24 protein-coding genes are annotated in these 25,028 nt (G+C 36.8%); 16 read left to right on the top strand and 8 right to left on the bottom strand.

All coding sequences use genetic code 11. The features are described 5' to 3' along the window. Window positions 1–47: 47 nt before the first annotated feature. Window positions 48–806: a tyrosine-protein phosphatase gene (locus G6O73_RS09605; RefSeq protein WP_057886541.1), complete on the bottom strand. Its 759-nt coding sequence runs from the start codon at window positions 804–806 to the stop codon at window positions 48–50. A 126-nt stretch (window positions 807–932) separates the two neighbouring features. On the opposite strand from G6O73_RS09605, the gene G6O73_RS09600 reads away from it, so the two are divergent. Then, window positions 933–1,499 carry a TetR/AcrR family transcriptional regulator gene (locus tag G6O73_RS09600; RefSeq protein ID WP_057886542.1) on the top strand — a complete coding sequence of 189 codons (567 nt, stop codon included), beginning with the start codon at window positions 933–935 and terminating at the stop codon, window positions 1,497–1,499. Window positions 1,500–1,506: 7 nt separating this feature from the next. On the opposite strand, the gene G6O73_RS09595 is transcribed toward G6O73_RS09600, so the two are convergent. Beyond that, window positions 1,507–2,196 carry an aspartate/glutamate racemase family protein gene (locus tag G6O73_RS09595; protein WP_057886543.1) on the bottom strand — a complete coding sequence of 230 codons (690 nt, stop codon included), beginning with the start codon at window positions 2,194–2,196 and terminating at the stop codon, window positions 1,507–1,509. A 342-nt stretch (window positions 2,197–2,538) separates the two neighbouring features. Here G6O73_RS09595 and glpK point away from each other — a divergent pair, with 342 nt between their 5' ends. From glpK to tpx, 3 genes are all read left to right on the top strand, one after another. Next, entirely contained in the window at window positions 2,539–4,053 is a 1,515-nt protein-coding gene (gene glpK / locus G6O73_RS09590) for a glycerol kinase GlpK (protein WP_057886544.1), read from the top strand. 20 nt (window positions 4,054–4,073) lie between these two features. Then, window positions 4,074–5,747, top strand: coding sequence for a glycerol-3-phosphate dehydrogenase/oxidase (locus G6O73_RS09585; protein WP_057886545.1), 1,674 nt, complete (start codon window positions 4,074–4,076; stop codon window positions 5,745–5,747). A gap of 185 nt (window positions 5,748–5,932) precedes the next feature. Next, window positions 5,933–6,427: a thiol peroxidase gene (tpx, locus tag G6O73_RS09580; protein WP_057886546.1), complete on the top strand. Its 495-nt coding sequence runs from the start codon at window positions 5,933–5,935 to the stop codon at window positions 6,425–6,427. 80 nt (window positions 6,428–6,507) lie between these two features. Here the strand turns inward: tpx and G6O73_RS09575 are convergent, their stop codons facing one another. Next, the gene (locus G6O73_RS09575) at window positions 6,508–7,401 is read right to left on the bottom strand and encodes a cation diffusion facilitator family transporter (RefSeq protein WP_057886547.1); all 894 of its coding nucleotides are present in this window, start codon (window positions 7,399–7,401) and stop codon (window positions 6,508–6,510) included. A 190-nt stretch (window positions 7,402–7,591) separates the two neighbouring features. Here G6O73_RS09575 and G6O73_RS09570 point away from each other — a divergent pair, with 190 nt between their 5' ends. The 10 genes from G6O73_RS09570 to G6O73_RS09525 all read left to right on the top strand — a co-directional run bounded on the left by G6O73_RS09570 (window position 7,592) and on the right by G6O73_RS09525 (window position 17,434). After that, on the top strand, window positions 7,592–9,256 hold the full coding sequence (locus tag G6O73_RS09570; RefSeq protein ID WP_083478548.1) for an acetolactate synthase large subunit: 1,665 nt from the start codon (window positions 7,592–7,594) through the stop codon (window positions 9,254–9,256). Window positions 9,257–9,568: 312 nt separating this feature from the next. After that, window positions 9,569–10,957, top strand: a complete 1,389-nt coding sequence (locus tag G6O73_RS09565) for an amino acid permease (protein WP_057886550.1) — start codon at window positions 9,569–9,571, stop codon at window positions 10,955–10,957. Between the two features lie 18 nt (window positions 10,958–10,975). After that, window positions 10,976–11,905 (top strand): homocysteine S-methyltransferase, encoded by a 930-nt coding sequence (gene mmuM / locus G6O73_RS09560; protein WP_057886551.1) that lies wholly within the window; start codon window positions 10,976–10,978, stop codon window positions 11,903–11,905. A gap of 180 nt (window positions 11,906–12,085) precedes the next feature. Then, window positions 12,086–13,984: a heavy metal translocating P-type ATPase gene (locus G6O73_RS09555; RefSeq protein WP_057886552.1), complete on the top strand. Its 1,899-nt coding sequence runs from the start codon at window positions 12,086–12,088 to the stop codon at window positions 13,982–13,984. A gap of 143 nt (window positions 13,985–14,127) precedes the next feature. Further along, window positions 14,128–15,087, top strand: coding sequence for a zinc-binding dehydrogenase (locus G6O73_RS09550; RefSeq protein ID WP_057886553.1), 960 nt, complete (start codon window positions 14,128–14,130; stop codon window positions 15,085–15,087). A 189-nt stretch (window positions 15,088–15,276) separates the two neighbouring features. Continuing rightward, on the top strand, window positions 15,277–15,750 hold the full coding sequence (locus G6O73_RS09545; protein WP_083478550.1) for a helix-turn-helix domain-containing protein: 474 nt from the start codon (window positions 15,277–15,279) through the stop codon (window positions 15,748–15,750). 2 nt (window positions 15,751–15,752) lie between these two features. Continuing rightward, window positions 15,753–15,908, top strand: a complete 156-nt coding sequence (locus G6O73_RS09540; protein WP_219935170.1) for a hypothetical protein — start codon at window positions 15,753–15,755, stop codon at window positions 15,906–15,908. 171 nt (window positions 15,909–16,079) lie between these two features. Continuing rightward, window positions 16,080–16,283 carry a hypothetical protein gene (locus G6O73_RS09535; RefSeq protein ID WP_057886555.1) on the top strand — a complete coding sequence of 68 codons (204 nt, stop codon included), beginning with the start codon at window positions 16,080–16,082 and terminating at the stop codon, window positions 16,281–16,283. A 5-nt stretch (window positions 16,284–16,288) separates the two neighbouring features. Continuing rightward, window positions 16,289–17,035 (top strand): CPBP family intramembrane glutamic endopeptidase, encoded by a 747-nt coding sequence (locus G6O73_RS09530; protein WP_057886556.1) that lies wholly within the window; start codon window positions 16,289–16,291, stop codon window positions 17,033–17,035. Between the two features lie 90 nt (window positions 17,036–17,125). Continuing rightward, window positions 17,126–17,434: a bacteriocin immunity family protein gene (locus G6O73_RS09525; protein ID WP_057886557.1), complete on the top strand. Its 309-nt coding sequence runs from the start codon at window positions 17,126–17,128 to the stop codon at window positions 17,432–17,434. Between the two features lie 591 nt (window positions 17,435–18,025). Here G6O73_RS09525 and G6O73_RS09520 read toward each other — a convergent pair. Next, window positions 18,026–19,018 (bottom strand): ketopantoate reductase family protein, encoded by a 993-nt coding sequence (locus G6O73_RS09520; protein WP_057886558.1) that lies wholly within the window; start codon window positions 19,016–19,018, stop codon window positions 18,026–18,028. 792 nt (window positions 19,019–19,810) lie between these two features. Here G6O73_RS09520 and G6O73_RS09515 point away from each other — a divergent pair. Together G6O73_RS09515 and G6O73_RS09510 are read left to right on the top strand one after the other, a co-directional pair. Continuing rightward, window positions 19,811–20,767: a ketopantoate reductase family protein gene (locus tag G6O73_RS09515; protein ID WP_057886559.1), complete on the top strand. Its 957-nt coding sequence runs from the start codon at window positions 19,811–19,813 to the stop codon at window positions 20,765–20,767. Between the two features lie 82 nt (window positions 20,768–20,849). After that, window positions 20,850–21,473 carry an NADPH-dependent F420 reductase gene (locus G6O73_RS09510; protein WP_057886560.1) on the top strand — a complete coding sequence of 208 codons (624 nt, stop codon included), beginning with the start codon at window positions 20,850–20,852 and terminating at the stop codon, window positions 21,471–21,473. Window positions 21,474–21,554: 81 nt separating this feature from the next. On the opposite strand, the gene G6O73_RS09505 is transcribed toward G6O73_RS09510, so the two are convergent. From G6O73_RS09505 to G6O73_RS09490, 4 genes are all read right to left on the bottom strand, one after another. After that, window positions 21,555–22,331, bottom strand: coding sequence for an ABC transporter ATP-binding protein (locus tag G6O73_RS09505; RefSeq protein ID WP_057886561.1), 777 nt, complete (start codon window positions 22,329–22,331; stop codon window positions 21,555–21,557). Next, a complete protein-coding gene (locus tag G6O73_RS09500; RefSeq protein WP_057886562.1) occupies window positions 22,318–23,223 on the bottom strand; it encodes an ABC transporter permease in 906 nt (301 codons plus the stop codon). Before G6O73_RS09500 ends, G6O73_RS09505 begins: the two co-directional genes overlap by 14 nt. Continuing rightward, entirely contained in the window at window positions 23,220–24,221 is a 1,002-nt protein-coding gene (gene trpX / locus G6O73_RS09495; protein WP_057886663.1) for a tryptophan ABC transporter substrate-binding protein, read from the bottom strand. Before trpX ends, G6O73_RS09500 begins: the two co-directional genes overlap by 4 nt. Before the next feature lie 337 nt (window positions 24,222–24,558). Continuing rightward, window positions 24,559–25,002, bottom strand: a complete 444-nt coding sequence (locus G6O73_RS09490) for an Rrf2 family transcriptional regulator (protein ID WP_057886563.1) — start codon at window positions 25,000–25,002, stop codon at window positions 24,559–24,561. Between the last annotated feature and the right edge of the window lie 26 nt (window positions 25,003–25,028).

Below are 25,028 nucleotides of genomic sequence, written 5' to 3'. Positions count from 1 at the left end.
GCAAAAGGAGTTTGCCAACTAAATATCGGTAAACTCCTTTTTTGTTATTATTCAATAAATTGGTGCCGAAATTTGGTTATATAGTCAGGTGCGAGCTGCAAACCAGCTGTTAAGTAGTTATCAAAGCTACCATAATGTTGGCTGATTTCAGCAAAAGCATGTTGCAAGTATTCGGCTCTGACATTCAAAGAAACTTTTAAGGCTGCCAGATTAGCAGCACTAAGTTTTTCAGCAAACTCAGCTAAAATTTTTTGATTTGCTTTTTGGCGTGCTTGATTAGTTGCTAGGTAGTCATCGAAAATATCATCGTCGTTTACACCAGCGAGCTTCAATAGTAACGCGGCTGCAAAACCAGTTCGGTCTTTACCAGCAAAGCAATGAAAAATAAGTGGTTTTTTCAAAGCTAGAATCTCATTCAAAAAAAGCTGGTAACCATTTCGGGCAGACTTACTTAAAGCTAATTCTTCATAGACAGTAAACATATAGCTATCCATTTGTGGATTAATAACCATATTTTTTAAACTTGGATTGGCCTGAGCTGGGGTAGCTAGTAGATTAATATTTTCATATTCTGCACTCGGAATAGGAGTGTCAGGTCGGTTGTTAATTTCTGCTGGTCGTCTGAAATCAAAGATTTTTTTAACAGTTAATTGTTTGTTTAGGGCTGTTGTTGTAGAGGAAGTCAAGTCATATAATTCGCCACTTCTAAAAAAGATTCCAGTTTTTAGATGACCGTCAGTGGTTGCGTATCCGCCAATATCGCGCAAATTAGTAATTCCTAATTGTGATAGTTTTTGCAATTTCAATTGATCAACTCCTAATCATTAAGTGAAAATATTACCATAGGGGGGCATATGGTGCTAAAATCTGAATTGGAATAAACGAGATCTTTAAATTTTAAATCTCAAAATAAGAATGGGCTGGTGTCAAAAATGGAAAGACAGGAAGCTTATGTAGCCGCGTTACATTTGATTGAAGAAAAAGGCCCTAATTTTACCATGGCTGAATTAGCTGAACGATTGAAAGTTAGCAAGCGGACGATCTATCAAAGTTTTACCAGCAAAGCGGATTTGTTAAATCAGACCATTGACTATGTTTTTGATGATTTGTTGAATGATAGGTCAGAGAAACCAGTTTTAACTAAAAATTTGCATCCTTCACCTTTAGAAATTTTACAACTTCAATTACAAAAGTTACCAGATGTTTATGATTTAGACAAGTTATTACGTAGTTCAAAGGCTTTCAGTACAAATTACCCCGAGCAGTGGGGACGAGTCAATCGTCGGCTTGATCAGTTGGGATCGCGCGTTTTTCAAATGTTGTTAAGTAATCCACGTGTGCGAATTTTGACGGTGACTGAAAAAAAGGTTTTATTAATTTCTTTACAACAATCAATTCGCAAACTAGTGCAAGGAGATTTTTTGGAGCAGTGTGAATTAAACTTCCATGATGCTATTCTAGCATTGAATAAGCTTTTGTTGGAAGGAATTTTGTATTAATTTTAGTTTACTTAAACATTTCGGTGAGTAACGCGTTGGTATGTAATTCAACAGTATCATAAAGGGTTAATCGACAATCAGTTTGTTGCAAGATTAAAGGAAGTTCAGTACAGCCGAGAATAACACCTTCAATGCCGAAGTGTTTCGATAAATGATTAATTATCTCTAGAATTTTTTTCTTGCTTTGTGACTTAACAATTCCTTGTTCTAACTCTGTAGTAATAATTTCTTGAATGACGGCAATCTGGCTAGGCTCAGGCACAATTACCTCAATCCCGCATGATGCTAATTTGTCTGGATAAAAGGACAATTCCATAGTCATTTTAGTTCCTAAAAGCGCCACTCTTTTTTGCCGTTTTAGTTGAATTGCTTGGCAAACTGGATCCAAAATACTAATTAAGGGAATTGGGGATAGTGCTGCTAATTCTTTAAATACCATGTGCGGCGTATTTGCTGTTAGAGCAGCATATTCGGCTCCAGCTGCAGCTAAGTTATTTAAACTATAATTCAGTAAGCTAATTAATTGTTCGGATTGATTAGCTTCTTCTAATTTCAAGAGCTGAAAAACATCTAAGCTATCAATTATAATTGGTGGGCAGGAATTAGGTCGGATTTTTTGGAAACCAGCAGTTAACTTACGATAATAATCAATAGTTGATATTGGCCCCATCCCGCCAACTAGTCCAAGTTTTTTCATAATTAAGGCCCCTATCTGAAAATAATAATTATCATTATATACTTGTTGGTTGTTAAATTAAAATGTGTGTAGTTCTCAACAATTAGGTTGCAGGGGTTAATTTTTATCGGGTGATTAGCTAAATTGGTTTAAAGTAAAAAGCTTTTTAAATCAGTTTTTTTTAAGAACCATATTGATTGGTATATATTGTGAATTAATTTTTATTGTGAATAAAAAAACAAAAAAAGACTATATATCTATAAAAACAGCGGGAAAGTTGTTTGAAGAGGACAAATATCTTGCAAAATATTTTTATTGGTATACGATATTAATGTAAACGCTAACAAAAAGGAGAGCTGATTTATGGCAGATAAAAACTATATTTTAACAATTGATGAAGGAACAACTAGTACACGAGCACTGATTATTGACCATGATGGAAAGAAAATTGCTGATGCACAGCGGGAATTTCCGCAGTATTTTCCCCATCCCGGTTGGGTTGAACATAATGCAAATGAAATTTGGAACGCGGTTTTGTCAACAATTGCCAATGCATTTATCTCTTCAGGGGTTCAACCGCGCCAAATTGCTGGACTAGGAATCACAAACCAGCGTGAAACAACTGTTATTTGGGATAAAGAAACGGGCTTGCCAATTTATAATGCGATTGTTTGGCAGTCACGACAAACCAATGAAATTGCTCAGCAACTAAAAAAAGATGGATATGACAAACTTGTTCATGAAAAAACTGGTTTACTGATTGATCCTTACTTCTCAGCTACTAAAATCAGATGGATATTGGATCATGTTAAGGGAGCACAAGAACGAGCAGAAAAAGGTGAATTACTTTTTGGAACAATTGATACTTGGCTTTCGTGGAAACTTTCTGGTGGTCGAATTCATGTTACTGACTATAGCAATGCTAGTCGAACAATGCTATTTAACATTCACGATTTGACTTGGGATGATGAAATTTTGAAAATTCTCAAAATTCCGCGAGTAATGTTGCCAAAAGTTAAAGGAAATTCGGAAGTTTATGGGAAAACGGCTCATTATCATTTTTATGGTAGTGAAGTACCGATTTCAGGAATGGCCGGTGATCAGCAGAGTGCGTTGTTTGGACAATTGGCCTTGAAGTCCGGCATGGTTAAAAACACTTATGGAACAGGTTCATTTATTGTCATGAATACCGGTGAAAAACCAATTATGTCTGCTAATAATCTTTTAACAACAGTTGCCTACGGAATCAATGGAAAAGTTAATTATGCATTAGAAGGATCGGTCTTTGTTTCCGGGTCAGCAATTCAATGGTTGCGTGATTCGATGCATTTAATCGACAATGCCGCTGCCTCCGAAGAAGCTGCTATGCAGTCAACCAGTCAAGATGAGATTTATGTGGTACCAGCATTTACTGGTTTAGGAGCACCATATTGGGATGCTGATGCTCGCGGATCGGTCTTTGGTTTGACCCGTGGAACCAGTCGAAATGACTTCATTAAGGCTGTCTTACAATCCTTGGCGTATCAAACACGAGACGTCGTTGATACGATGTACCGCGATACTAAAATTAAAATTCCAGTTTTACGAGTTGATGGTGGTGCATCAATGAATAACTACCTAATGCAATTTCAATCTGATATCTTGGACACGCCATTGGAACGAGCAGCAGATGTTGAAACAACCGCGATGGGTGCAGCGTTTTTAGCTGGATTAGCCGTTGGTTTCTGGGAAGATACAGATGAACTAAAGGAAATATTCAAAATTGGTAAGAGATTTGAACCCAAAATGGAAACTGAAGAACGTGATCGGCTTTATACTGGTTGGCAGCATGCGGTTAAAGCAACGATGGCTTTTAAATATGCACCAAATAAAGAATAGCCTAACGGAGGGATAAGAGAATGAAAAATAAATTAAGTTTTGCGACACGTAAGCATGACTTAGAGGCAATGGCAGAACATCCACTAGATTTGTTAGTAATTGGCGGCGGAATTACTGGTGCTGGCATTGCTCTAGATGCTCAGACACGAGGGTTACAGACGGGGCTGATCGAGATGCGCGATTTTGCCTCCGGAACTTCCAGCAGATCAACCAAATTGGTTCATGGTGGATTGCGATATTTGAAGCAGTTGGCTTTTCATGAAGTAGCTGAAGTTGGGACTGAGCGGGCAATCGTTTATGAGAATGCTCCACATGTTACCACACCGCTGAAAATGATGTTGCCATTTTATCAAGGTGGAACCTTAGGTAAATTTACTACAGCAGCTGCTTTAGATGTTTATGATCGCCTAGCACATGTTAAAAAAAGTGAACGTAAATTCATGTTGGACAAACAAGCTTCACTTCAGCGCGAACCATATTTAAAAGCTGCTGGATTAAAAGGTACGGGGGTCTATGTGGAGTACCGAACTGATGATGCCCGTTTGGTAATGGAAGTTGTCAAACGAGCTCATCAAGAGGGAACTTTGTTGGCTAATTATGTTAAAGCAATTGATTTAATTTATAATAGCAAAGGCCAAGTAGCTGGTGCCAAAGTTCGTGATCAAATTAGTGGTGAAGAAATTACGATTTATGCTAAACGAGTGGTTAATGCAGCTGGTCCTTGGGTCGATACAATTCGTGAGATGGATGGATCTAACAAAGGAAAGCATCTGCATTTGACCAAGGGAGTGCACTTAGTAGTTGACAATTCCAAGTTCCCCGTTAAAAATGCAATTTTCTTTGATACACCATTTAATGATAAACGAATGATGTTCGTTATTCCGCGCGAAGGTAAAACGTATTTTGGAACAACTGATACAACTTGGACTAAGGATCCAGCCGAACCAACGGTAACACCTAAAGATGTTCACTATATTTTAGAGGCAGTTAATAAAATGTTTGATATTGAGCCGTTGCATTTTGCTGATGTTGAATCGGCTTGGTCTGGGGTTCGCCCATTGATTCAAGAAGAAGGGAAGGATCCTTCAGAAATCTCACGGAAAGATGAGATTTTTCATTCAGAATCAGGACTCTATTCAATTGCTGGTGGAAAACTAACTGGTTATCGGAAGATGGCTGAAAAAATCGTTAATCAGGTAGCTAAGGATATTGCTCAAACATATGGTGATTATCATTATGTTGAAACTCAGACGTTGCATTTACCATTGTCAGGTGCTGATCAAAGTGGCAGTCAAGGCTTTAAAGAGTTCTTTGAGCCAGCTGTTGAACGCGGGGTAGCTGCGGGATTAGATCATGAAGCGGCTGAAAAATTAGTTCATCGTTATGGACGAAACGTTGAACAATTATATAATTTCTTAGCTGAATATCCCACGGATAGCCGCCTAGAACCAGTTGACTATGCTCAGCTATACTATGGCCTAGAATATGAAATGGTTGTTCATCCAATTGATTATTTGCTTCGCCGTAGTAGCCAGTTGTTGTTTAATTTCAGTCATGTTATGGAGGTTAAGGATCAAATTATCGCAGAAATGGCTGATTATTTTGATTGGGATGAAAAAACTGAAAATCAAATGGTACATGAACTACAGCAACAAATTGAATTGCGTCAAGCGTTCAAAGAGAAAGTTATTTAAGTTGGTTAATAAGTAAGGTTTGAATTAATAGGCCAGACAAAAAATAATTTTGTTCTGGTCTTTATTAATTTACTAAATAGTAAAGCTTTTTAAGAGTTGCTTGTTTTAAGGCGTTACTGGCTTAAAATTAGTAAATTTATTGTATAATTAAGTCAGTTTTAAAAAATTAATAGGAGAGTGATATGGTGGAGTTTACAATGCATGAGAAACCAGTAGTAACTAATGGCGAGCCACCTGCTGTTGGAGCAACTTTTCCGGAATTTAAACTTATTGCAGCAAAGGATCAAACAATTAGTTTGGATGATGTTAAGGGAAAATATACTTTAATTAGTGTTGTTCCTGATATTGATACACGAGTTTGTAGTTTATCAACGAAAAAATTTAATCAGCAAGTTGATAATTTCCCAGCAATCAATTTTTTGACGGTCTCGACTAATACACTTGAAGAGCAAAAAAATTGGTGTGCTGCTGAAGGTGTCAGCAAAATTCAATTATTGTCTGACCAAGACCATCAATTTGGTTCCGCTTTAGGAATTTACATTGCTGCAGCTAAAATTGATGCTCGCAGTATTTGGCTCTTAGACCAAAATGGAACAATCATTTATCGTGAATTAGTTACAGAAATGACTCACGAACCGAATTATGAACAAGTTTTAGCTAAAGTCAAAGCAGTTTTATAATTAAGGTAAAAGAAAACAGGGACTGTGATAAAACGGTATGTCTTGTCACAATTCCTGTTTTTGCGTCCATTTATTATGGGTCATTGATGGTCAGTTTGGTTTGTTAAAAATAGTTTTTCTCCCTTGCCACGATCACACTCAGCTTGGATAGTAACATGAGCAATTTGATACTTAGTTTTTAAGATCTGTTCGACTTGAGTATAAATTTTCTCAGTCTGACTTAACGGTAAGTCTTCCAAGTTTAAATGCAAAGAAACAACGATTTGATTTTCATCAATTTGCCAAGCATGGCAATGATGGACCCCCTTAATTGCTGGTATTTGCAACAAGTCTTGTTCAACAGCATCAAAGTCAATTTTTGGTGCACCTTCCATTAAAATAACAAAAGTTTGTCGGACAATCGGTAAGGACTCATAAATAATATAGCCTGAGACTAATAAAGTCATTAAAGGATCAATCCAGTTGGCTTTAAAGAAAAAAATCAATCCGGCACTGATAATAACCCCAATTGAAGCAAGGGCATCACTCAACAAATGTAAGTAGGTTGCCCGAATGTTTAAATTGTGTTTTGAATCATGATTTAATAATAAGGTTGCTAAGGTGTTGGCCAAAAAACTGATTACGGCTACCCAAAACATAATTCCGCCAGCAACGTTTTGCGGATGAAGCAGTCGCCGAACAGCTTCAATTAGTAAGAAAATAGACACGCCGATCAGTAAAACTGAGTTAAGCAAGGCTGTCAAAATCTCAATTCGTCGGTAACCATAAGTGTTACTTGAGTTTGGTGAACGCTTGCCAATTTTATTAGCTACGTAGCTTAAAATTACAGAAAAAGCATCACCAAAGTTATGAAACGCATCCGAGAGTAAGGCTAAACTACCAGACAGTAATCCGCCAACTAATTCAAAAAAAGTAATTATGACATTTAATAAGGTTACGATAAAGAAACGGCGACCGCTGGTTTGTTGTTCCATTATCATCCCTCCTTTCAATTAAAAAATGAGCATATGTTCATATTCAAATACAGCATAAGCCTTTTTTGGCAAAAAAACAAGAAACTTATGCCAAAAAATTATTAATTTATTCAGCCAAAAATGATAAGATAAAAGGCAAAATGAGCAGTGCTTATTTAAATTTGAATAATGATTGAGTGAGGAATTAAAAGTGACTGAGAAAAAAACAACGGCACGTTTATTAGTTGAATGTCTGGAAAATGAAAATGTTAAATATGTTTTTGGAATTCCTGGTGAAGAAAATATTAATTTAGTTGATGAATTAAACAAATCTGAGAAAATTCACTTTGTTTTGACTCGTCATGAGCAGGGAGCTTCTTTTATGGCCAGCACTTACGGCCGATTAATGGGGATGCCTGGAGTTTGTATTGCAACCTTGGGGCCGGGCGCAATTAATCTAATGCTAGGGGTGGCTGATGCTGAAACCAATTCAACTCCCTTAGTAGCAATTAGCGCTCAAGGAGGGTTGACTCGTTTGCATAAAGAATCGCATCAAGTAATTGATTTAGTCAGCATGTTCAAACCAATTACACAATATGCAGATATGGTATTGACACCTCGAGCGGTACCAGAAATGGTGCGCAAAGCTTTTTCAACCGCTAAGCGTGATCGGCCGGGAGCTTCATATTTGGCTTTGCCGCAAGATATTGAAGCTGAGTCAGCTCCGGAAGAAAGCCATCCTTTAGCGATTGATCCATTATCCGTTACGCAACCGACAGCTAGTGATATTGAAAAAGCGGTTGAATTGATTGCTGCAGCGAAACATCCAATTATTTTAGCTGGTGATGGTGTTTTATGGAAACATGCCGAACAAGAGGTTCGTGAACTAAGTGAACTATTAAATATCCCAGTTGTAACAACTTTTATGAGTAAAGGGGTTATTTCTGATCGGCACAAAAATTCCCTAGGTGTCGTTGGATTTATGCGCAAAGATTATGAAAATTTTGCGATTGATGATGCGGATTTGATTATTTCAATTGGTTTTTCGATTCAGCAGTTTGATCCGCAAAAAATAAATCCTAAACGTGATAAAAAGATTATTCATATTAATATGTTCCGCCAAGATGTCGATAATCATTATCCAGTCACTGTCAATATTATCGCAAACATTCGGGCAAGTTTACAAACTCTGATTCAGGCACTGCGGTTACAGGAAATTCATTTTTCACATCAAATTTCGGAAATTAAGCAGTTGATTCATGATGAATTAGTCAATGGTGCTAATAGCCAGCAATTACCATTAAAGCCACAGACCGTTGTCTATCAAACACGCAAACAGTTGCCAGATGATGCGGTTGTTTTAGTTGATACTGGCGCAGTTAAAATGTGGATGGCGCGGTTATACCAAACCTATTTGTCAAATACTTGTTTAATTGATAATGGTTTATCAACCATGTCTTGGACGCTGCCCGGAGCAATTGGAGCTAAACTTGCTCGTCCAGATAAGGTAGTAGTCGCCGTTATGGGTGATGGCAGCTTTTTAATGAATTCCCAAGAAATCGAAACAGCTGTTCGTGAAAATTTACATCTAATAATTGTTATCTGGGAAGATCATTCTTATGGTTTGATTAAATGGAAAATGGATATGGAAATTCAACATCACAATGGCGTTGACTTCGATAATCCAGATTTTGTTAAATATGCTGAAAGTTTTGGAGCAATTGGCCGGCAAGTAACGCAATTAGGAGAGTACGCTAAGTTTTTGCAAGAAGCGGTGGCAGCAAAAACAGGTGTCTATGTAATTGCGGTCCCAGTTGATTATCGGGAAAATATGAAGTTGATTGCCAAGTTGGGAAATACTACCATGCGAATTTAGTAGAGAATGTTGACATTAATGAAATTATAATTTATGCTTCTTGATAACTTAATATAAAAATAGCTGAGAAGAGTAACCTGATTATTTCAGATAAGCGAACGTTGACAGTGGAAGAACGGCTAAAATATCAAGTGAAGATGAACTCAAATTTTTTTCTGTTAGTGCAAGCTGGCAAAACGGCGAGACCGTTATCTCTCGGTGTTTTTTTGAGGTCGCATTTTGCGATAAAAACGGGTGGTACCACGATAAATCGTCCCAAGATTGGGGCGGTTTTTTTGTTTAACAAGAAAATACGACAAGGGGTGGTAAATAATGAAAACTGAACACCAAGCTTTAAAAAGAAAAATGGAAGCTCGTCATTTATTGATGATTTCATTAGGCGGTGTAATTGGAACGGGGCTTTTTTTAAGTTCGGGGTATACAATCCATCAAGCAGGGCCGGTTGGAACAATCTTAGCTTATGCAATTGGGGCAATAATTGTTTATTTGGTAATGCTTTGTTTAGGTGAATTATCGGTTGCAATGCCACAAACTGGTTCATTTCATGTTTATGCTAATCGCTTTATTGGTCCCGGCACCGGTTTTACGGTAGCTATTTTGTATTGGTTTACTTGGACGGTAGCTTTAGGATCAGAATTTACTGCTGCTGGGCTGATTATGCGCAACTGGTTTCCTCAGTCACCAACTTGGATTTGGAGCTTGTTGTTTATGATCGTAATTTTTGTTTCAAATGCTTTTTCAGTCCGCTTTTTTGCGGAAACTGAATTTTGGTTTGCCAGTATTAAAGTTTTAGCAATTGTCTTCTTTATTGTAATTGGTTTATTAGCCATTTTGGGAGTTTTTCCTGTAACTGGCTATAATCCACAACCACTATTTCATAATTTATATGCTAACGGATTATTTCCAACTGGTTTTAAGGGTGTCTTTACCACAATGCTGACAGTTAATTTTGCTTTTTCAGGAACAGAACTGATTGGAGTCACTGCTGGGGAAGTAAAAGATCCCGCCAGAACAATTCCGAAGGCAATTCATACAACGCTTTGGCGATTAATTATTTTCTTTATTGGCAGCATTACGGTGATGGCAACTTTGATACCTTGGAAACAAGCTGGTGTCATTCAAAGTCCATTTGTATTAGTTTTTAAAAGCATTGGTTTACCGTTCGCGGGTGATTTAATGAATTTTGTTATTTTAACCGCAATTTTATCAGCTGCTAATTCTGGATTATATGCCTCAACGCGGATGCTTTGGTCACTAGCACATGAAAAAACAATTAGTCCAATTTTTGGAAGAACAACGACGAATGGAGTTCCGCTATTTGCACTGATTGCCAGCATGCTGGGAGGAATTTTGGCACTGTTATCTAGTGTGATAGCTGCTTCAACTGTTTATCTGGTTTTGGTTTCAATTTCCGGTCTGGCGGTGGTCTTAGTTTGGATGGCGATTGCTTTAAGTGAAATTAACTTTCGAAAAGCTTGGCTTAAAGCGGGTCATTCAGTAAAAGAATTGAAATTTAGGACTCCATGGTATCCAATAGTTCCTTGGATTGCATTTTTAACTAGCCTGCTTTCTTGTGTTCTAATCATTTTTGATCCAACACAACGACCAGCTTTGTTTTATATGATACCTTTTGTGATTGGTTGCTATGTTCTTTATTATGTCAAGAAGGCAATTCGTAAAAACGTAAATAAAAATTTATGATAGGGAGGAAGTTTGAAAATGAAATCACCCCTTAATGCTTTATTAGAAAAACAAAAAGTTTTGGTTTTAGATGGTGCAATGGCAACTGAATTAGAGAAAGCAGGTGTTGATACAGCTAATGAACTTTGGTCAGCAACGGCATTGTTGGCTGAGCCAGAAAAAATCACGGCAGTGCATGCTTCATATTTTGCGGCCGGGTCACAGATTGCCACCACCAATACTTATCAAGCTAACTTGCCAGCGTTCACTAAAATTGGTCTTAGTGAAGCTTCTGCTCGACAATTAATCAAGCAAGCTGTTCAATGCGCGCAAACGGCAGTTAAAAGCTCTGATGACACAAATTTATTAATTGCTGGCAGCATTGGACCTTACGGTGCCTATTTAGCGGATGGAAGTGAATATACGGGTGCTTATCAAAAGACGCAAGCTGAGTATCAAGCCTTTCATTATCCACGAATGGCAGCTTTAGTTGCTGCTGGGGTTGATTTACTTGCCTTTGAAACGCAGCCAAACTTTGCTGAGACCCAAGCTCTAATTAGTTTGTTAAAGGATAAATTTCCACAATTGACAGCCTGGGTATCGTTCAGTATTAAAGATGAAGGACATCTATGCGATGGGACGGACTTAATCGCAGCTGCTCAGTATGCAGCGAAACTTCCCCAAATTAGCGCGATCGGAGTTAACTGTACAGCTTTAGAAAATATTGAACCGGCATTGCACCAGTTACAGACGACGGTTTCTAAACCACTGATTGTTTATCCAAACAATGGTGATCGATATAATCCACAAACTAAAAAATGGCAAGTTAACCCGCAAGCTGATTCATTTAGCGATCTGGTTCCACGCTGGATAGCTGCGGGAGCAAAAATTATTGGCGGCTGTTGTCGAACTAGTCCAGCAGACATTCAAGAAATAGCCACCACGGTTAAGTCTGAACTGGCAAAATGAAATTGTTTCACGGGAAACATTATTACGGCCAAAAAAGATTTTGGTGAATTATCTTTAGTTTAACCACTTGATTTAGTGTTAGCGTGAATCAAGTGGCTTTTTTGTAGAAGGGTTGTTTAATTTAATGTAGTTTGTTATATTATATATGAACATATGCTCATATATAAAGGAGTGAAAGCTATGATTACCATTAAACGACATGAAAAATTTCAGTTGATAATTAAGTTTGCTGGTGCTAATAAGGTTGCTATTGGGACCTTAGCAGGAGCAATTTTGTTAACGGCACTTGTTTTCTTTGCTGATTTTGCAGAAATTGAAACACTAGTTTATTTAACGGCTTATCTTTTAGCGAGCTACCCAGTTTTGGTCCAAGCTGGCAAAAATATTTTTCGAGGGAAAATTTTTGATGAGAATTTTTTGATGACGATTGCTACACTCGGAGCGATTTTGATTGGTGAGTATCCAGAGGCAATTGCAGTTATGGTTTTTTATCGGATTGGAGAATTTTTTGAAGATTATGCAATTGAACGTTCGAAAAGTTCTTTATCACAGTTGCTGCAATTACAACCGGAGCGAGCTTGGCTTAAAAGAGATAGTAATTGGATTGAGGTAGTCCCTGCCGAAGTACGTAAAGGCAGTCGCTTGCTGATTAAACCAGGAGAAAAAATTCCATTAGATGGCATTGTAGTTGCGGGAAATTCATTTTTAAATACAGCAGCTCTAACTGGAGAAGCAAAATTGCAACCAATTAAGCGCGGAAGTCAGGTTTTAAGTGGCAGTCTTAATCAAGAAAATGCTTTTGAAATTGAAACAACACAAGATTATGCCGACTCGACCTTAACGAAGATTTTGAAACTAGTTACTGAAGCAAGTAACAAAAAAACGACGACTGAAAAATTCATTACGCGTTTTGCTAGTAAATATACACCATTAGTTGTTTTAGGTGCGATTATAATTGCATTGGTACCGCTGCTTTTTGGAGCAGCTGATTCTCAAGAATGGTTTCGTCGAGCACTGGTTTTTTTGGTAATTGCTTGTCCATGCGCATTAGTTTTATCGGTTCCGTTGAGTTATTTTAGTGCATTGGGAGCAGCTGCCAAACAGCAGATTCTGGTTCGCGGCAGTGATTCACTGGATAAGCTAAGTCGGATTCAAACAGTAGCTTTTGATAAGACAGGAACTTTGACGCAGGGAAAGTTTCAGATAGTCAAAATTGAAACTACAGCTGAGTTCGCTAGTGAACAAATTTTAAGATTTGCAGCAACTTTAGAACGTCAATCAAATCATCCGTTAGCACGCTCAATTACATTAGCTAGCCAAGCTGCTAAGCAAGAGCTATTAACAGCGTCTGATTTGCGTGAAACTGCCGGTAAAGGTATTAGTGGGACAATAGCAGGGCATGTAGTCCGAGCTGGCAAGCGATCCTGGCTGACGTGCGATTTGCCAGCAGGATTGGTGAACACTGGAATGACTGAAATATATGTTCAGATCGGAGACCAATATGCTGGTCGAATCTTGCTAGCAGATAGTTTGAAACCCACTACTGAGTCTTTAATAAAGTTTTTACGTCAACGTCGAGTTAAACATTTAATTTTATTGACAGGAGACAGTTTAAAGAATGCTCAACAGACAGTGGCATCGTTGAATTTAGATGACGTCAAGGCTGGTTTATTGCCAGCTGATAAGTTGAAGATTATGGAAAATTATCGGCAAATAGCTCATAGACAAAAGCACCAAGTTATGTTCGTAGGTGACGGTGTCAATGATGCACCAGTTTTAGAGAGTGCAGATGTCAGTGTCGCAATGGGTCAAGGTGGGGCTGCAGCAGCCATTGAATTAGCTGATATCGTGTTATTAAAAGACCAACCGCAGCAATTACAGCAGGTATTTGAATTAGCCGATAAAACGAAGAAAATTGTTTGGGAGAATATTGGATTAGCGTTGATAATTAAATTCGCGTTGCTTTTACTAGGGGCTTTTGGACTGGCAACTTTATGGGAAGCTGTTTTTGCCGATGTTGGAGTAACCTTGCTGGCGGTATTCAATGCTTTGCGTTTGCAATGGCAAAGATCAGCTTGATTTTTACTGAATATTAGGCTAGAAATCTAAAAGTTATTTAGTTATTCGAATCAGAGCAAAAAATAATGCTATGCTTGAGGGAACATGAATTAATATTCGTGTTCTTTTTTGGTTTATTCGTTTAATGGGGAGGAAGATAAAAAATGAAGGCCTTATATTTTGATGAATTTGGTGATAATTCGGTATTACAGTATGGTGAAGTTGAGATACCGAAAATTTCCCGAGATCAATTACTAATTAAGACAAGCTATATCGGCTTAAATTTTGCTGATATTTATCGACGACGTGGTACATATCATATTGAAAAACGTTCACCCTATATTAATGGATATGAGGCCTTAGGGCAAGTTGTACAATGTGGTGAAAATGTCAAGAATTTCAAATTGAAAGATCGAGTATTTTTTGTTGATGTTCCATTCGCTGAAGCTGAGTATGTCTGTGTCCCTGCAGAAAAAGCAATTAAGGTCCCAGTTGGACTTGATTCCAAAACAGTTGCTGCAATCGGATTGCAGGGCTTGACCGCTGATTTCCTAGCTCATGATTTAGGAAACAATCAAATTGGAGAGAATGTTTTTATCCATGGAATCAGTGGCGGAGTTGGACAAATTCTGGCACAAATGTTAACAGCTGACGGAATGAATGTTTATGGGACAACTTCGACGATCCAAAAACAACAATTAGCACTGAGTCAAGGAGCTAAGAAAGTTTTTTTACGTAATACTGACTGGAAAGATGCAAGTTTTGCAAACTTTGCTACCGTTTATGATGGTGTTGGTATTACATTGAAGCAAAGTTTGGAACTAGCTACTAACAAAGGAAAAGTAATTTTCTTTGGGATGGCTGGAGGAAATCCCCCATTAGTTAATCCTTTAGATCTCTTGGGACAATCGAAGAGCCTTCTAACCGGTGATTTATGGGATTATTTAAATAGTGCAGCTGAACGCAAACATCGCAGTGAGCGGTTATTTAGTTATTTTGTTAATGATAAAATCAAAATTAGTGAACCCACCGTATTTCCTTTAGCTAAAGGGAAAGAAGCTTATGAATATCTTGAATCCGGTAAAAGCATTGGCAAAGTTTTACTATTACCTGAAGATCATTGATGGTTGAAAAGATAAATTGCTTAAGAACGTTGAATTTGTAAACTATTATCTAATTAGTTTGTAGTTTTATGGGCTATTTTAATTTCAAAAGAATAGTGTGAATTGATGAATCTAATATGTTATTATAGTAAAAAGCTTAAATTTTAATATTATTTTAAATACATAAATATTAATTAATAGGATGGTGTTATGAATTTATCAGAGAAATTAAAGCACTGCAGGCTCAAAAACAGAATGACTCAAGCACAAGTTGCTGAGAAATTGCATATTTCAAGAAAAACTATTTCCAGCTGGGAAAATTCACATAGTTTTCCTGATGTGTCTAGTTTAGTTAGGTTAAGTGATTTATACAAAATTTCACTATATGACTTGCTGAGAGATGAGCGGTTACTTAAAAGCTATGACATTCAAATTAAAAATTCGTCGGTAATGATTAAGATTGCGAAACTCTCCTACAATTTAAATATAATTTTTTGGCTACTTAGTTATGTAGAGTTTTTCAATGATAAATCGGCTCATTTTCCTACTATTCCTTTGTTATTAATTATTAACTTAATTGTATATCTAACACATTTTTCAAACTGGGTTAAGTTTAAACGTGTTGATTATGTTTTGAGGTTACTGGTCACCTTCTTTTTAATGTTTACGATATATATTTTTTAAATATGTGGCTAACTGGATTTTCAAATTTTTCCAGTCAGACTGATATTTACTTTATTTTAGGATTTTCACTAGGGAAAGTTTTATTGTCCTGGTTAGCAACGGTTAGTTTGGTAGTAATTTTATTTTTTAAGCCAATGAATAGTATTGTTGATCTTTAGTAAATTTCATATAGCTATCTCTTCTTTGCAATTATATTAAAGACACTGAAAAGCTCCTTTTCAAGGCGATGTCTATGATTCTTAGCTTGTATTACCCTGAGAATTTAGGAAAATAGTAATTGCCTTTAATTGGGAAAATCTTTGTTGAGTTATGTAAAAGGAGAGAAAAAATTGAAATTTAGATTTGACAATAAAGTTAAGCCAATGTTTGTTTTGTTGCTTTTTTGGTTAGTAGAAGAATTTACTGAGGATTTTATTTATGGTCCTTTTTTTGATGCATTAATCGTTTTGGTTTTATGTATAATAATTGCTATGAGTATTGTCCAAGACAAGAAAAAATTAATTATATGCGATAAGATTGATTGTGGTGAGTAGATAAAATGAACAAAACAACTGATCAAAAGCTAGTTAATAAACTCTGTTTGGTAATTTTTTTTGAACTTTTGTTCGAACTGCTAGCAATTAATTTTTTAAAAGCAATTAGTGAATATAATAATTTGATTTTTTTAGCGCTTAGTAAAAGTCTATTTCTAATTTTGTTAATTATCCTGAATAAAAAGTTGACTCGACAACAAATACCCTTTTCACTAAAATTAAACAGAGAACAACAAAAATTAATAGGAGTTCTCATAGCTGGGTTAGTTTTAATTGGTTTGATAAATAAAAAAAATATCTTAATGGCTATTACAATTGGACTAATTGCTAGTACAACTGAAGAATATCTTTTTCGTGGGATAGTGTTAGTTGCTTTGTTAAAGTTGTCTTATCAAACAAAAAAAGCTTATATGCGCATTTTAATTCCGGTTATAATTTCCAGTATGTTATTTGGATTAGAACATTTTTTAAATTTATATGCGCAAAATTTAAATCTAACAATCATCCAGGTTTGTCAAACTATGGCTATGGGGTATATATTTGCTAGTATTTTTCTACGCACAAAAAATTTACTTTTCTCAATGATTTGTCATTTTAGTTTGGATTTTATAGTGACAATTTTTTGGGGGATAAAAAATGATCCAGGTGCTTCAATGACATACTCTATTGTCCCAATCCTGATTTACTTAATATTAGGCAGTATAATTTTAGTTCCGGTATTGACGGAAGGTAGTTTAAAAATTAAGAAGTAGTATTAACAATAACTCCAAATGTGTTTTGGGGTCACCAGTTTTTCTTTTTCATGAACTGGTGTGTAAAGGCAATGTGAAGGGGCTGGAAAAATGTTTGCAAAAAAGATAACTGAACAAGAAATACTGAGCAAGTTTTATGACTTTGTCCTTGAACCAACTCTTTCGGAACGTGAGCGAAAAATTGGTCTAATGGCAAAAAATGATTTAGAAAGAGGCCGCTATAATGTTGCAGTTGTTAATCAGTCAATTGTCAGTTTGCAACAAGAGGCTATCAACAAGAGCCTAACTCCGAGAGCTGCAGAGTTTTATCATATGTTAGAGTCAATTGCAAATGAAATTACACCATGGGGTACTAATCGTGGAGCAGTCCAAGTTATTAACAGCTATTTAGATGACTAAAAGGGAAGTAATTAATAACAGTTAACTACTTAAATTGTTTGAACAAGGTTATTATGAATAGTAACCATAATAAACAGCTAACTAATAAAAAGAACAACCAGCTTATAGATAGTAAATTGAATTCAAATGAGCCATTAATATCAATGCTATGATTGTCAATGATGGTATTAAGTAAAGTATGGGTAGAGTTTTCGTCTGAATGATAAGCAAAAAAAGTAAAAATTGAAAAGATTACTGATAAGATAAATAGAATGATTTTTCGATTGAACATAAAAGTTGTTTCCTTTCTTAGATTTATTTTTTATTTTATCATTTTTAGCTATTAAAACAAGATATAAAACAATATAAATTAATTTGTTACAAGAACAGCTCTACTAAAAAGTTATTTAATCAATCTTGGGATCCTTGTTAAGTGTATTGGTGGAGCTAATAATTTTTCTCAAAAATAAGCGTTAATTATTAATAAGGATAGTTAAATAGCCTCCAATATCTATAAAAAAGATACTGGAGGCTACTTAACTTGTTTAAACAGTGTTATTACGAATAATAGGCAGCTTATAGATAATTAGATTAAAGGTTCAATTTTTATTTTTAAGCTTCTGTAACAGCTGAGCTTTTGGTTTGAGTTTTAGCTTGCAGATTCTGTTGACGAGTATGTTCTGCTAAGTGAACTAAATGAGTCAAGAAAGCATGAGTTTTAGCTTCATAACGATATTTCCGCCCTAGTTTAACTAAATAACCATTGATATAATCAACTTCAGTTGGACGGTCATGCGACATATCCTGATACATTGATGGATAGTGCAATGGATTAGCTACTTTGGAAACATAGTTGACACTATCAAGTTCTTGTTGACGGGTATTTAACATTTGGACACCTGCACGTTCACAAACATCATAAGCTTCATCAATTAATTGGCGGCTGAGTTGATCAGCTCCCGGATAGCTAGCAAATTCGCCCATGGTGATTTCAAACAAAGTACACAAGGTGTTAACAACAGAATTGAAAACAACTTTAGCTAAGAGCGTACCTTGATAGTTAGTTGTCAGGTTTGGATTGAATTGTGCTTTTTCTAATTCAGTAACGATTTTATGGGTCATTTCATCGGGCTTTTCCGTATAATTTGCTAAGTTCATGGTACCTGCTCCGCGTGCCCCGATAAAGTCGACATTACCTGGTCCGTTCAAGACGGTTGCAACTAAGGCAGTTCCGGCTAAAAGCTTTTCTGGTTTGAAGTATTGTAGCAATTTTTCAACATGGCCCATGCCATTCATACAAGTTAAAACATATTGTTGCTCATTAAAGCAATGAGCTGTTCGTTTTAAAAAGTCGGCTAACTGCATTTGTTTAGTAAAAACAACCCAAACGTCAGGATTGCCCTGATATTCTTCCGGATAAAACATTTTTACTGGAACTAAATGGGTATCTTGATGGTCACGAGAAACGAGAACACCGCCTTGTTGGCGAACTTTTTCAACATTTGGTTTCCAAGTATCAACAAATTCAACCTCATTGCCTGCTTCTTGAAGTAAAACGCCGTAACGGTATCCCATTGCACCGGCACCTAAAACTGTAAATTTCATAATTATATCCCCCTATGGATTTGAAACAATTAATCGAATAAAACAAAAAACACCCTTTAAACAGTTACCTGCTTAAAGGGCGCTCGCGCGCGGTACCACCTTTTTTAGAACTTATTCGGATTATTGGATGATCCGTCAGCATGTTAATGGATGCTACCACTGTGATTTACTAACAATTGCTTGCGTTGACCACGGCGCTCAAAGATGATTGACTAGCTTACTTTTGGTCCCTGCTCTCATCAAACCAGGTTCGCTTATCCAAAATGTTAGTAGTCGTTTCTTATCAAGGCGTTTATGTTCGATTTAATGTTCTCATTTAATTTTAATTGCATGAGGTATTTTAAATTATGTTTTTTTGGATGTCAATGTTTTTTAGCATATTTTTTTGATTTTACAAAGTTTTTTGGGTGCAATTCACTTAAAGATTAAAATTAAATTATATTTGGACTTGACTTTTTAATGATTTGCAGGTTAAAATCTTATTAATAATTATCAAACTGATTTAACAAAAAGAGTATTATCTCAGCTGAATCTAGAAAATGTCGAATTTGCTGAAACGACAGCTCAACTGGAATAAAAAATCTTTGTTTAAGGTGATGGACAGTTTTTAGAGGCTGAATGGATTCCGACCATTATCACGGACAGCTTGTTAAGCTGAATGAGTGGCTGTAATTATACAGCTTGAAAAAAGGTGGTACCGTGCCGCAATGACACCCTTTAACTGGTTAGAAGACTGGTTAAAGGGTGTTTTTGTTCAGTTTGGAAAGTTAATTTTGCTAGGAGGAGATCTAAATGAAATACGGAATTATTGGTGCTGGTGCAATGGGGTATCGTTATGGTGTGATGTTGCAGGAAAATGCTAAAGTTTCAGTTGACTTTATTGATACTTGGGAACCAAACGTTGAAAAGGTACGCCAGCAAGGTGGCGTATCGGTTGCACGTGATCATCAAAATCGACGAATTATTCCGATTAATATTTTTTATCCAGAAGAGTATCAGGGACATCCAGATGTGTGGATTGTCTTTAAAAAGCAAATGCAGTTAGAAGAGGAATTAAAACGTGATGCTAAAGCTGGCTTATTTCAGGCAGACCAGTATGTTTTTTCAGCAATGAATGGAATGGGACATTTTGAAAAGCTGGCACAATATTTTTCAGCTGAAAAAATTCTTTGCGGAACAGCAATGATTGCGACTCGTTTAGATGGGCCAGCTGATGTTGACTTTATGGGCGCTAAAGGAGCTGAAGAAATGCATCTTGCTCAGTATGCAGGTGGCGAACTGGCTTCAGTAACAAAACAATTCATGATAGATTTAAAACAAGCATCGCTGAATCCAGTTTTTACGGAAGATTATCTGGGAATGTGTATGTCAAAAGTTGTCTTTAATGCGGTTGTTAATACGTTATGTACCATGTTTGAGGTTCAAATGGGTCAATTTATTGAATACGAGGGAGTTCCAGAAATGGCTGCTCAGTTGTTAAATGAGGCCTATGATGCTTGTGAAAGAGCTGGAATTCATTTACTGCAAACGCGACAGGAAATGATTGATTCTGTCACGATTGAAAGTCATGCATTGAAATATCACTACCCATCAATGTATCAAGATTTTTCGAAGGGGCGTCCAACAGAAGTTGACTATATTAATGGTTACATTGCCAAGTTAGGAAGACAACATGATTACATTTGTCGTACGCATGAATTTGTAACTCACGAAGTTCATTTAGCAGAAAAGATGCGTCAATTTCATTAATTTAAGTAGCTTAAGTTGTCAGTTGGACAATTAATGGGTTAAAATAACGCTGAAGTATTAATAATTTTATGGAGGTGTTAGGATGAAAATTGGTTTTATTGGTGCTGGTCATGTTGCACAGGTGTTGAGCGAACTTTTTATAAAGGCGGGCAATTCGGTGATTTTGACCAATCGTCATGGATTAACACGCTTACGTCCGATTGTTGAAAAATTGGGATCGAAGGCAAGTGCCGGAAACTTGGAACAAGTTGCTCAGCAAGAACTAATAATTTTAGCACTTCCATTTAAAGCAGTTTTTGATCTTGAACCTAAAATGTTTGCCGACAGTGCGATTGTTGACGCGACTAATTATTTTCCGCATCGTGACGGTGAGTTAACTGAAGTTCAAACTCATCAAGCAGCTAGTAGTGAGTTAGTAGCTCAGCATTTTCCGGGAGCTCGGGTAGTTAAAGCATTTAATACATTACCAGTTGCTAATTTAGCTAATCTAGCTCAGCAAAGTCGCACTGCCACTCTTGCAAAAAAGATTGCCTTGCCTTTGGCGGGAGATGCTGGAGTTAAACTGGAGGTCGCTGAACTAATGAAAGAAATCGGCTTTGTACCTTATGACGCTGGCGACTTGGCTGGTAGTAAAAAATTTCAAGCAGACACTAATTTGTTTTTGTTTGCTGGAAATCATGCTGAATTAGCACAGAAATTCAAATAATCTTAAATAAATCCATATAAAAAAGTCGAAGACAGCTTATAAAACGATTGTCTTCGGCTTTATTTGTATTCAAGTCAAGCTTTATTCAATATTCCCAAAAAATTCCAGCAGTTTTTGTTTGGTTAATTGCTGTTTTTGTTCATCACGTACATCAAAAACAATTTTGCCAGCATCCAAGACTAACAAACGATTTCCGTAACGTAAGGCATCATCTAAATGATGAGTAATCATCAAACAAGTTAATTTTTCTTGTAAAATCCGTTCATTAGTCTGCTGCATTAACTGGGCACTAGTTTTGGGATCTAGCGCCGCGGTATGTTCATCAAGCAACAATAAGTCTGGACGTTCAATTGTTGCCATTAAGAAGCTAAGAGCTTGCCGTTGCCCACCAGATAAACTTTCAGTAGCAGTTTGCATTCTTTCAGCCAAACCATTATTCATCGAAGAAACTTGTGCTTGGAGCGTTGCTAGTTTAGCTTTTAACCCACGGAGTTTTAAGCCACGTGCTTTTCCACGTTTAGTAGCTAGAAGTAAATTTTCAGCTACGGTCATTCGGGGAGCAGTTCCCATTTTAGGATCTTGAAAGACACGACTAATAAATTTGGCTCTTTTTTCAACCGACAGACGAGTAATGTCTTTTCCTTGCAAGAGCACTTGTCCACTGTCAACCGGCAGTGTGCCAGCGATTGAGTTAAAAAAAGTTGATTTTCCGGCACCGTTTGGGCCTAAAACGGTGATGAAGTCTCCGGGATAAATTTTTAAATTCAATTGTTTTAAAATTGCCTTAGCTGCTGGAGTATGAGCATTAACAATTGTGGTGACATTTTTTAATTCTAAAATTGGTTTAGTTGAGATCATTTTTAGTGGCTCCTCTCTGTAAAATATGATCAAGATTAAGAGCTTTGCTTAGATTTGGCAGCATTAAGCAGACGGCTAAGATAATCGCGGATAACAGGTTTAAGTCATTAGTACTGAAACCTAGTTGTAAGACGATTAACAAGACGAAACGATACAAAATACTACCAAGGGTTACGGCAACTAAACGCTGATTTAGAGTTAGTTCACCAAAGACAACTTCACCAATAATAATTGAAGCTAAGGCAATTACGATGATACCAATTCCCATGTTAACATCAGCATAACCGTTACTTTGGGCAATTAAAGCTCCACCTAGACCAATCATTCCGTTTGATAGCGCAAGTCCCATCATAATCATGCGATCAGGATTAATTCCCATGGATTGAGCCATGAATGGATTGTCTCCGGTTACGATGAATGCCTGTCCGAGATCAGTTTGTAAAAAGATAATTAGTAGTATTGTAGCGATTGCGATGACCGTTAGTCCCAGAAAAACACTATCGAAGTATTTCGGTAGGCTTTCAAGAAAATGATTGCTGAAAACCGTTTTTTTACCTAAAAGAGAAATGTTCGACCCACCCATAATCCTTAAGTTAATTGATAAGCAGGCAGTCATAACTAAAATTCCGGCTAGCAGAATCGGAATTTTTCCCTTAGTGTAGAGCAAACCGGTGATCAAACCGGCAACTGCACCTGCAGCAAACCCCAATAAGGTTGCCAGCCATGGACTGACGCCATGACTGAGAGCGGCAACGGCAGCTGCTGCACCTAAAGGAAAGGTGCCTTCAACCGTCATATCAGCGAAATTCAAAATGCGAAAAGTCAGAAACAATGCAATTCCTAAAATGGCCCAAAGCAGACCCTGACCGATACTTGAAACAATCATACTCATTTGAACACTTCTCCTTTCGTCTCTGCTTGTTTTACAATGTTATCTGGCAGTTGAATGCCTAAAATTTTAGCTTCTTTTGTATTGATAACATATTTTCCTTTGGTAATGTAGGCTACCGGAAAATTCGTGGTTTTACGGCCGCGTAAGACTTGAGCAGCCATTTCACCAGCAACCTTGCCCAAGTCATATTGACTGATGGCATATGATGCTAAACCGCCATCCTTGACCATCGTGTCAGCCGAGGGAAAAACAGGAATTTTGGACTGATTGGCAACGTTGGTTAAAGTTTTCATAGCAGAAGCAACACCATTATCTTGTGGGGCGTAGACAGCATCAACTTGAGAAACCATTTGTTCAGCAACTTGCTGCATATCATTGGTGCTGGCAATTGTATATAATTTGTAATTAATACCTTCAGCTTTGCAGATTCTGGCAAACTTTTTTGCGTTATATGATCCGCCATGATCAGAAGAAGTGTAGATAATTCCGATAGTTTTAGCAGTTGGAAGAACTGTTCGGATTAACTGTAATTGTTTTTTTAAAGGTGATTCGCCAGAGGTCCCGGTAATATTTGCGCCAGGATGACGATCAGATTTAACTAAGCCGCCACCGGCCGGATCAGTAATTCCAGCCAAGATGACTGGGGTAGACTTACCGGCTGCATTAGCTAAAGCTTGCGCAGCTGGAGTTGCAATTCCAGCCATTAAGCTGACATTTTCGTTAGCAAATTTAGTACTCATAGTTTTCAAGTTACTTTGATCACCTTGTGCATTTTGAAAATCAATTTTTATATTTTTGCCTGGTACATAACCATATTCTTTTAATCCAGCAATAAATCCATGATGGATTTGATTAAGGGCTGGATGAGTCATCAACTGTAGGATTCCAATAGTTGGCATCTTTTTTTTACTACTGCTTGAAGATGTATTTTTAGTCATGAAAAAAGCAAATCCTAGAAAAATAGCTAAAGCGGCAATTAGTGCTGACATTCTTTTCATAAATGATTCCCCCAAAAAATAATTTGTTTGGGCTGAAATAAACAAAAAAGGCAAACCAGCATGCCCTGGTTTGCCCTTAACCAAGCCTGCTGTTTTGTCCATGCAGGCTTTTGTAACTACGAAAAATCAGCCGGCACAGATACAAACTGTTTGCCAGATTGTATCCGTGAGTTTCGAATTACAATCTGCTCAGCCGGCTTTGCCAAGCGGTATGCAAATTGTTTAAGCTGATTTCTACCATAGTTTTTCGTCCCTTCGTGATTAATTGCTTTTCAGTATAGAAAAGAAAGAATTATTTGTCAACCCTTTGAATAATAAAGTTGTTGCTAAAAATTAATTATTGTTCAACTGCAATTTGATGATGGCGAATGCTCATCTCAACATCATTAATTAAATCCTGAATTGTTACATGGCGCATTTTAGCTTCAGCTGCACTTTGAATGTCTAAATAATACTTATTTAAAACACCGGGAATTGCATTACCAACCTGACATTTTTTAGAAGTATTGTGGTCAACTTTAAGCAATGGGGAATCAGGACAAGTTGCTAAATAAACATCAAAGATCGTAATATTTTCAGGATTCTTGGTCAATTTAGGCGATGCTGATCCTTGTGTGGTTTCGAGTAAATCTGCTTTGCGCAATTGTCCCATCATGCGTCGTGCTAAGCTGGGGTTAGTGTTCAAACTGCTAGCAATTAAATCACTAGTTAATTTTTGATTTTGATGTAATTGAACATAAACCAAAATATGCAATAAATCGCTTAACCGATTATTAGCCATTGAATATTTCTCCTTTCTGCTGTTAC

It is taken from the genome of Liquorilactobacillus nagelii DSM 13675 (assembly GCF_019444005.1).
GTDB classification, from domain to species: Bacteria; Bacillota; Bacilli; order Lactobacillales; family Lactobacillaceae; genus Liquorilactobacillus; species Liquorilactobacillus nagelii.
The sequence above is the reverse complement of the archived record's forward strand: the minus strand, read 5'-3'. Positions and strand labels throughout refer to the sequence as shown.

What these genes read in the sequence shown, in the direction of transcription:
- G6O73_RS09575 (WP_057886547.1), bottom strand. Translation starts at nt 7,401, where the DNA reads ATGGAACAACAAACCAGCGGTCGCCGTTTCTTTATCGTAACCTTATTA.
- G6O73_RS09565 (WP_057886550.1), top strand. Translation starts at nt 9,569, where the DNA reads ATGAAAACTGAACACCAAGCTTTAAAAAGAAAAATGGAAGCTCGTCAT.
- G6O73_RS09530 (WP_057886556.1), top strand. Translation starts at nt 16,289, where the DNA reads ATGAACAAAACAACTGATCAAAAGCTAGTTAATAAACTCTGTTTGGTA.
- glpK (WP_057886544.1), top strand. Translation starts at nt 2,539, where the DNA reads ATGGCAGATAAAAACTATATTTTAACAATTGATGAAGGAACAACTAGT.
- G6O73_RS09550 (WP_057886553.1), top strand. Translation starts at nt 14,128, where the DNA reads ATGAAGGCCTTATATTTTGATGAATTTGGTGATAATTCGGTATTACAG.
- trpX (WP_057886663.1), bottom strand. Translation starts at nt 24,221, where the DNA reads ATGAAAAGAATGTCAGCACTAATTGCCGCTTTAGCTATTTTTCTAGGA.
- G6O73_RS09545 (WP_083478550.1), top strand. Translation starts at nt 15,277, where the DNA reads ATGAATTTATCAGAGAAATTAAAGCACTGCAGGCTCAAAAACAGAATG.
- G6O73_RS09505 (WP_057886561.1), bottom strand. Translation starts at nt 22,331, where the DNA reads ATGATCTCAACTAAACCAATTTTAGAATTAAAAAATGTCACCACAATT.
- G6O73_RS09515 (WP_057886559.1), top strand. Translation starts at nt 19,811, where the DNA reads ATGAAATACGGAATTATTGGTGCTGGTGCAATGGGGTATCGTTATGGT.
- G6O73_RS09600 (WP_057886542.1), top strand. Translation starts at nt 933, where the DNA reads ATGGAAAGACAGGAAGCTTATGTAGCCGCGTTACATTTGATTGAAGAA.
- G6O73_RS09520 (WP_057886558.1), bottom strand. Translation starts at nt 19,018, where the DNA reads ATGAAATTTACAGTTTTAGGTGCCGGTGCAATGGGATACCGTTACGGC.
- G6O73_RS09585 (WP_057886545.1), top strand. Translation starts at nt 4,074, where the DNA reads ATGAAAAATAAATTAAGTTTTGCGACACGTAAGCATGACTTAGAGGCA.
- G6O73_RS09525 (WP_057886557.1), top strand. Translation starts at nt 17,126, where the DNA reads ATGTTTGCAAAAAAGATAACTGAACAAGAAATACTGAGCAAGTTTTAT.
- G6O73_RS09510 (WP_057886560.1), top strand. Translation starts at nt 20,850, where the DNA reads ATGAAAATTGGTTTTATTGGTGCTGGTCATGTTGCACAGGTGTTGAGC.
- G6O73_RS09490 (WP_057886563.1), bottom strand. Translation starts at nt 25,002, where the DNA reads ATGGCTAATAATCGGTTAAGCGATTTATTGCATATTTTGGTTTATGTT.
- G6O73_RS09595 (WP_057886543.1), bottom strand. Translation starts at nt 2,196, where the DNA reads ATGAAAAAACTTGGACTAGTTGGCGGGATGGGGCCAATATCAACTATT.
- G6O73_RS09500 (WP_057886562.1), bottom strand. Translation starts at nt 23,223, where the DNA reads ATGAGTATGATTGTTTCAAGTATCGGTCAGGGTCTGCTTTGGGCCATT.
- G6O73_RS09540 (WP_219935170.1), top strand. Translation starts at nt 15,753, where the DNA reads ATGTGGCTAACTGGATTTTCAAATTTTTCCAGTCAGACTGATATTTAC.
- mmuM (WP_057886551.1), top strand. Translation starts at nt 10,976, where the DNA reads ATGAAATCACCCCTTAATGCTTTATTAGAAAAACAAAAAGTTTTGGTT.
- G6O73_RS09555 (WP_057886552.1), top strand. Translation starts at nt 12,086, where the DNA reads ATGATTACCATTAAACGACATGAAAAATTTCAGTTGATAATTAAGTTT.